Genomic DNA, 7822 nt, shown 5'->3' with positions numbered 1-7822 from the left:
AGTCATTTTGGACAGCTGGGCAAGGCGGAATGACGAGTAATAGCAGGGCTATTGCAAGGAATTCCAACGAAGATCCAGCTGTTCAAAATGGCTGCGCAGCTCATTATTTATAGAAGGTGAAATTGGTATCGCTATGAGCCAGAATGATCCAGTAAGGCGTTATAGAGTGTCTCCAGCCCCATGACATCCAGTAGCTTACACAACTCGATAACTTTTTCAGGGACGTTGCCATAACCGGGCTGCAAAGACCACCCTTCTGCTTTTTCTTCCAGTGTTTTCAGGTCACCTATCTCAAGCAAGAGCTTCAAGGCAGTCACCATTTCTTTCTGGCAACTATCAGAGAGCGGCAAGTCAGAAGGCAAGCCGTCATCATTTTCCAAATGGTGATAAATACAATTAAACAGTTCATCAAAGCGCACGGGTTTGGCAATAAAGTCACAAAATCCGGAATCCGCAATTTTTACCCTTGTCTGTTCTGACACACTGGCTGACACGGCCATTATCTTTATGGATTGTTGTCGGCCAATACGGTGAATCGCCCTGGCAGCATCAAAGCCATCCAGACCGGGCATTCTAAGATCCATCAAAATAAGGTCGTAGCGAGTGGTTCTGCATTTTTCCACCGCTTCAAAACCTCCCTCTGCAGCCTCAACATGAAAAGATTTCGACTTAAGGGCCTTTACCAACATATCTCTATTATTAATGCTATCGTCAACCACCAGAATTTGACGTTTATTAAAGCGTTCTGGGTTTATCTCAGATCCAGCGTTTCCCGGGGTCGAGTCAGCCAACACTTTTCTGCTCTCCCCCTGGCTAACCTGGTATGGAATACTGAAATAGAAACGGCTTCCTTTGCCAGGCTCACTCTCAGCCTGAAGCTCTCCCCCCATGGCTTCCACCAGGCGATAACTGATAGACAGTCCCAAACCGGCTCCGCCACATTCCTGCCCCTTCTTCAGCTGAGTGAATGGCTGAAACAACTGCGCCAAATCTGATGATACAATGCCAACACCACTATCAAGTACTTCAAATTGAAGCTTTTCACCTTTTACAAAAACCTTCAGATAGACGCTGCCGGAGTCAGTAAATTTTACGGCATTGCCAATCAAATTGATCAACACCTGGCGCAGTTTGACATTATCTCCAACGATCTCCAACTCCACATTGGGAAGAATATCAAGCAGTAAGTTCAAGCCTTTGGCTTTAGCGGTCTCACGAAAATTGGCAAAGACCATATCCAAAGTCACCCGGATATTAAAAGGCACCACCTGGGTTCTCACAATGCCACTTTCAATCTTGGTGATATCCAGGATGTCATTAATCATGGTCAAAAGATGCAAACCACAGGCCTCAAGGGATGACAGACTTTCCCGGTATTTATCGGGAACATCACTGTCAGCTAACAGTAGCTGGGCATAACCAAGGACGCCATTAAGCGGGGTCCTCAGTTCATGACTGATATGTGACAGGAATAAAGATTTTGCCTGACTGGCCTTTTCTGCCGTTTCTTTAGCCTTCAGCAACTCGCCTTCGATCCGCTTTCTCTGGGTAATGTCACGAAAGACGATGGATATCAGCAAACCATCGGCTGTGGTCAGAACATTGCTGGATATTTCAACGGGAAATCCATGACCATATTTATCAACCCCCCGGGAGAGCCTTGCCTCCAGACAATGGCTGTCAATGTCATCTGAGTCGAGTTCCTTCAGCAGCATTAGATCTGACCGGTACTCAGGATCAATTAACAGTGCTAATGGCAGGCCCAGTAAATCACACTCATGGTAACGAAAGAGATCTTCGACTCTGGGGTTCGCCAGGTTGATGACACCCGCCGTATCGGTGATGACAATGGCGTCGGGCGAACCGGCTATCAGCGCCTTGAATTTTTCCGTATCTCGAACAAGATGGGTAATATCATTCCCCATACACTCAATGCTGTCCAGGTGTTGGCTTGTGTTTTTCTGGGTTAGAGAACTTTTATTGGCGTGTCCCGCACAACCCACTTCAATACAGCGTATGGAACCATCTTTATGAAAAAATTCCAGTTCAAATGTTTCCTGCCAAACCCCTTTTGGCAATTGCTTCAGGACGCTTCTGAAGGAAGCGTTAATTACGGAATCCGTTAAGAAACCCTGAATTTTTCCAGAAAACTCGTCTTCGGTGAAACCCAGTACTGAAGTAATTGATGGACTTACATAGGTAATATCCCCTGAACTGACCAGATGAAAATAGAAATAACGTCCTCTTAGCTGCTGGACAAGGCTGGCCATATTTTGCGCCCGTGCTTTTTGCAAAGCTTCTTCTCGATTTAACAGTCTCTCCTTTAACCGGATAAAGCTCCTGTTCAGACTGACAGCCTCATCCTTTGAATCCTGGAAATTATCGCTTGAGTCACTTGGCAGGAAACCAAACGTATTCATCTCACGTTTTAACTCATTCAGGGGGCGTGTAATCCGGCCAGAGACCCCCCATAAGCATATGATGGCTAAAACCATAGCCAGACCAATCAGGCTTGCGCTCAAAAAGGCCTGTTTATAAACCGGCTTCATGATGTCAGTTTCCATTATGCTGTAACTGAAAAACCAACCGGTGGATTTAATAGGAACAGCTGCCGACCACTTGTAACTACCCCTGGTTAAAATACGGACACTGACAAGCCTGCCCTCCTTGACAACATTGTGCAAAACATCTTTCATAACCCCGCATGGTTCATCAGGCTTAGAAGGTTTAACAGGGCTATAAAGTAAATGCCTGAACGAACCGCCATTCTCCGAGGGAAAATAAAGTTCACCACTGCCCTCACAAGGCCCAAACCGTGAGAATTTTTCAATGGTTCTGTACTTCAGTAGCGATATGCCATTGGCGTAGACAATATGGCCGAAAGGGTCCGCGATAATCAGGCGAACCCGAAAATCCAGATTTATCGGCATATTAACCAGTTTGGCGGCATCCAGATCAAGCCTTAGAAAGCGACTCCGATCGCTATCATCAGAAACCCTGACCAGAAAGCTGGTATAAAAAATGGATCCGGTTAATTCAGTATTAACATACCAGTCATAATCTAAATTATTGTTTATTGATAAATAGATTTGATCAGGAATGGAGTAATCTGAACCTTGATCTCCAGAAACAAACTTTTTGACCATCCAATCAAAATAAACAGAGTCTTTACTTTTTATCAACACCCCACTCTGCTTTTCAAAATCGACAATGGATACCGACTTCACATAGGGCATATCTCTGAATATTGAAATAACTTTGGCAGAAAGGTCATGATAAGAAACCCCAGTGGCAGATAAGGATAAGGCCCTGCCAGCCAGAATAACTTTACTGATTCTCGTATCAACGGATGCCGCATATCGCAGGGTTTCATTAAGATGCCTTCTGCCAATTTCCTCAGAGGCCGTACGAAAGGTAAAGTATAGAAAAACAAACGTAATAATACTGTAAAAAACTATTGCTGGTAGCAGATTGAATAACGTAATCTTCTGACGGATAGATGTAGCCATAAAACCAAATGACATCCATAAACATTTTATATGAGTAACCATGTTTATCAGAAAATCATCATCCAACATGACCCGTATTATCAACGGCTATAGAATTTCTCATTGACTTCTTTCTCACACCCCATAGAGTTCATACTATCGGTATCTCAGTCCATATTGGAAGCCCATGATCTACTCACAGCTGCTGATTTAAAGGATAGATCTTCCACAGGACTAATGCCGTCTATTTCTTTGAGAAAGTCCTCATCATAACCGCTGCATACTCTGACGACTGGCGTATCATGCAGTAGAAAATGACCCGACCTATACCCATACCCCCCCTCGATAAACAAAAAATCAGGTTTGGAAGATGGCGATTCTTTAATACTTTTCTTAATCTTTTCCTGAAGGACATTCATAGTAAGCCCACTGGTAAAGTTCATGAATGATATGTCATTGCCATTTCTATCCTTCGTAAGACATAACATCCAACGAGCATACTCTCTGGTATTTTGTGGTAACTGCTCTCTTGTGACTGGCAAAACCTCAGTTTCTGGCGTTTTTTTAGCGATTTTACCGGGCTGTAGAGGATCATCTATAGAATTTGCCAGCCTGTTTTGAGCAGCTACCTTTTGTGAAGGTAATGGCATAATCAGGTACACTCTTGGAGAGTGTTCCCGACCAAATTCATCTTGTATCATATCTACATAACCACGAAGCCAAGGCTTTAATCGAGTCATGATACTAGAAGACAAATTCATTTTGATAAAGACATGCTCAACACCCGGTTGAATCTTCCTGGTTTCAGCACAGCTTCCCGGAACCCATACAACAAGCTTCTTAAGGAAATCCTCATCTGAGAACTTTTCACTCTTTTCATCAGGCAGACTTATTTTCTTTCTGGCTTCGTAGAGCCCTTTCAAACCCTGAAGAACTTTTTCAAAAAATAACTTTGCATAAACATCTTGACATTTCATACAAGTAACTTGTAAAGAACAATTCAGCTTACTAGCCTGCCCTCCTTTTTTCCTGACGAAGATACTGGACCATGGGTTTGCCCTAACATCACCAATCAGATATGAATTCTCTGGCTGATGATTAACAAGTACCATTGTATCCATTGTCAAATTCTCCAGAGTATCATGAAATGCCTCAACCCCAGTACATTCTTCCAAACGGAGAGATATATCCTGAGACGTAGACCGCCACTGATATAAAGCCGTTCGAAATTTCTTATCATGCCCATAAAAAGGCTCAACCACGAGAACATCAACTTTTTCACCATAAATCCTTCTGGTCAATCGTTGAAAGCAAGGAATGGTAATCATTATAGATTCAGTACTATCATCATACTTGGCATCCGACAATAACTGGCTACTTAATCCAAAAACACTATTAATGCTTTCATCCCCTATGGGTTTATAGTCATGGAAGTCTTCCCATTCTTTCAGCCAATGAAAAGCAACTTCATTAAACATGTCTTCTGTAGCACAAGCAGTTGAAAAGAAATGAACAGCATCACCTTTTATAGCACCCTGCATCATTGTTTCGGATTCAATATTGGATAAGATACTTTCTTTCCTCCCACTGTGAACAATGCCATTGCCAGCTAATTTCTTCGATGAGATGTCAGCCAAACTCTTCTTTATTCGTCTCATGTGCCCAAAAACCACATCAGACAACAATCGAAGCAATTCCATTCTTCTTGATAATGGCAAAGACTTGATTTTTTCCGAATCAACCGGGCCAGTCTGAGGAACTGCACTTTTATCAAAATCAACCCAGGGATCTTTTATATACTTATCAAATAAACTCGATACAACATCAGTAAATTCAGCCCCCAAAGACGCTTCCTCATTATATTTGAGCCTTTCCATAATCATTTCAGAGTCTGAAAAAAAATGGTAAGCACACCAGGATAAAAATCGATCATCTTCAGCCAGCAAAGAAGACACCTTGCTGACCACATCTCGTAGCGAAAAGGCTTCCTCTTTATGTGACTCATGACTGACCGACTCTCTTACCAGTCTGGATTGTGTTTTTTCAAGTTGACGAAGATCATTTGTCAGCATTACCAGCACAAACAGTTTTGACATCTGTGGATCTTCAGACATTTTAGAAATAAAGTCATGTCGCTCAGGAATCCAGTCCATCATAAATTGATTCCCTGGCAAAATCTGTCCATCGATGGTAATCGTTGCAGGGGCAACATCAAGATAAATAAGCTGATGTTTCTTCCGGTCATAGGCAAAATTTGCAAAATTCCCATCAATAACACATTTGATCACCCAGCCGTTACCTTTTTCCTCGATAATCTTGTTAAAACGGTCACACCTGTCTATCAAATCCAGAATACCTTTAATGATTTCAAATTTAACCTCGGGTTTCTCATTTGGATCTTTCAATATATATTCAACCATCTCTCCCTGGTCGTATTTCCTCTGCAACCCTAACACCGTTACATGATCCTCCTCATGAGGTTTTGGTTTAACCTGACCTCCATTAACGTCCATTTTTTCCGCCAAATTATGGTTGTCGGACATCACAGACTCGTCATCCTCTGCTCTAAGCGAGACGACATCAACATTATTGAAAGCATCGGACTCTGATGCACTATTCCTTATCTTCCTGACCACCATTGACTTATCAGCAGAAGCAGCACCATTGGAAACTCCTTTTTCGGAAAAATCAAACTCACAAACCGGCTCATCACCAATAGTGTCATCCTGATACGGCACAGCTATATATTCTATAGGACTCAGTACAAATTTAATTTCTCCGCTTTTTCCCAGCAGGGGTTCTGTCATCACACACGAGCATATTCTTTGTGTACTATCTAATGTCCTGATCGTTGTTCCAGACGTAGAAAGATTCATGTGGCGCATGATTTCTTTTGCCGCTAATTTGTTAAACTCTGCATGGGTAAATACACGTTGCGCAATTCCTGAGCCAAGATATTCACCAACAAAGCCATTTTTCTCAGGCGTAGTCTGCTTTGTATTTCTGACAATCGGTATAGACTTCTGGTGCAGAAGATCCCTATTCCTTTGATTATTTATAGTTCCATCGGGATTTCTTTCCAGCTTATCCCTCGTTGATTTACATTCCTTTTCAACATCAAATATCTCATCAAGATTGGGTTCAGGACAGATGATAAATGGGGCTTGCAACTCAATAAACAGCTTACCTTTTTGTATTGTTGTTACAGGGACACTGCATGAAAAATAAAGTTGATTCCTGTCCGGGCATCCAGTGACCAGTCGATAGCTGGCAATTTTAGAAACAATCTGATCATCAGGAATATTTTTTCGAAAGCGAATCAGGAACTTCATATTAGATTCTCTATCAATTGGATCAAGTAATCTTACTCGATTAATTAATCCTGAAAACGCTCTATCACCCTCAATACAATCCAATTCAATGTAGATGCCATTAGGACTATGCATTGGACCGGGGCGTGTATCCCGATCAAGAGTAAGGTGATCAAAGGGGTCTTGTTGATCGGGAATAATATCAGGGGTTAACAGCGTCACAGCAAGTGAATGTTTTATGTGCAAATACAGTTTATCTACATCATCCCTTGCATAAAACATCACCTCATAAAAAGAATTCAACGAGAGGTTTTCACTGTCGAACAAAGCGACAAATTTCTCCATGACAGGGTGAAGAAGTGCGCTACTACCCTGACCTGAATGACTGGTAAACCCTAAACTTTTCGCAAAACCCATCAACACTGCCAAGTCTTCAAGTTGACTGAGAGTACTGTAATCTGATTTCTGTTTCTTGATCTCCCTGTGAGACCACATTACATCAGATGCTGATAAACGACTTTGCGCAACTTCAGTCGTTAACCACTTAATTAACTCAGGACGCTCAACCAGACGACATCCCCTGTCTTTAACCCCTGCAACTCTCCCGACTCCCTTGTTTATTAAGTTCTCACTGAAGACTTGTCCATGTACTGCAAGAGAGATCACACGCCTTTTAGCACCGGCAATTTGTATCTCTCCTAGTGGATACTCTGGCTCTGGTATATCGATTTTCGAGCGTACCTGCATCCCGTAGGAAGTTTCAGGCTTTCCAGCTGGGAGCATATTATACATCCTGTTTGGTTTAGATCTGGCCGGAATGGGCCTGTTGAAGTTTAGTTGCATACTCAGAGTATCAGGGTACTCCTATTACAATATTTCCAAATACCGCTAAGGATGACAAAGAGGACTGATAGGTCCTCTGGGCATGAACTGAAGTCTAGTTCATAATAGAAGCTGAACAGCTCCTGACCCGGATATTTCATAAACTGCCCCGAATCTCGCGCACGACCACATGGATGTGGG

General features: G+C 42.5%; 2 protein-coding genes. Both read right to left on the bottom strand.

What is annotated here, in order from left to right; translation table 11 throughout:
- Positions 1-131 precede the first annotated feature (131 nt).
- On the bottom strand, positions 132-3509 hold the full coding sequence (locus KDK15_RS04840) for a PAS domain-containing hybrid sensor histidine kinase/response regulator (protein ID WP_257294234.1): 3378 nt from the start codon (positions 3507-3509) through the stop codon (positions 132-134).
- Between the two features lie 146 nt (positions 3510-3655).
- The gene (locus tag KDK15_RS04835) at positions 3656-7591 is read right to left on the bottom strand and encodes a hypothetical protein (protein ID WP_257294233.1); all 3936 of its coding nucleotides are present in this window, start codon (positions 7589-7591) and stop codon (positions 3656-3658) included.
- Positions 7592-7822 lie beyond the last annotated feature (231 nt).

This window comes from Endozoicomonas sp. YOMI1, from assembly GCF_024606345.1.
In the GTDB taxonomy this organism is placed as follows: domain Bacteria; phylum Pseudomonadota; class Gammaproteobacteria; order Pseudomonadales; family Endozoicomonadaceae; genus Endozoicomonas.
Note: the sequence above shows the minus strand (reverse complement) of the source record. Positions and strands in the feature narration are given on the sequence as shown.

What these genes read in the sequence shown, in the direction of transcription:
- KDK15_RS04835 (WP_257294233.1), bottom strand. Translation starts at nt 7,591, where the DNA reads ATGTATAATATGCTCCCAGCTGGAAAGCCTGAAACTTCCTACGGGATG.
- KDK15_RS04840 (WP_257294234.1), bottom strand. Translation starts at nt 3,509, where the DNA reads ATGGCTACATCTATCCGTCAGAAGATTACGTTATTCAATCTGCTACCA.